Origin of the sequence: Butyricicoccus sp. AM27-36 (assembly GCF_003480945.1) — a bacterium.
Classification (GTDB): Bacteria; Bacillota; Clostridia; order Oscillospirales; family Butyricicoccaceae; genus Agathobaculum; species Agathobaculum butyriciproducens.
In genome coordinates, this window is the sequence record NZ_QUJR01000028.1 from 4,225 (window position 1) to 4,632 (window position 408).

1 pseudogene is annotated in these 408 nt (G+C 54.7%); it reads right to left on the minus strand.

The annotated features are described in order from the left end of the window. Positions 1-405 (minus strand): annotated as a pseudogene (locus DW724_RS15260) (MobT family relaxase); the annotation flags it as partial. Between the last annotated feature and the right edge of the window lie 3 nt (positions 406-408).

Sequence of the window (408 nt, forward strand, 5' to 3'; positions counted from 1 at the left end):
CCGACCGGACGCGAAGTATTCCACATTCCGCAGTCGCGTGACACACTCGCCAGTAACGCGCTTGCGGTACAGCGTCGGCACATGGAGCAGTCCTGCATGGTCGTTGATTGCAAGGTCAATACGCTTGAATACGCAGCCCTCGGCGGCACAGTCGCGCATAAACTCATACCACGACCGTTTCTGTCCGCGCAGATAACACTCAAACTCGCGGCAGCCACACCCGCGCAGTTCCAGCAGCACGCCCTTTTCTTCATCAGGCGAGGACAGAACGAGAATGTTGCCGTGCATGAAGCGGTACGAATAGCCGTACACACCGCCGTCCTCGGAGATTACATATTTCATGTTCAGTCGCAGGATTTTTTCAATCACATATCGCGCGTCCGTTGTCTTGAATCGGATTCGCATATA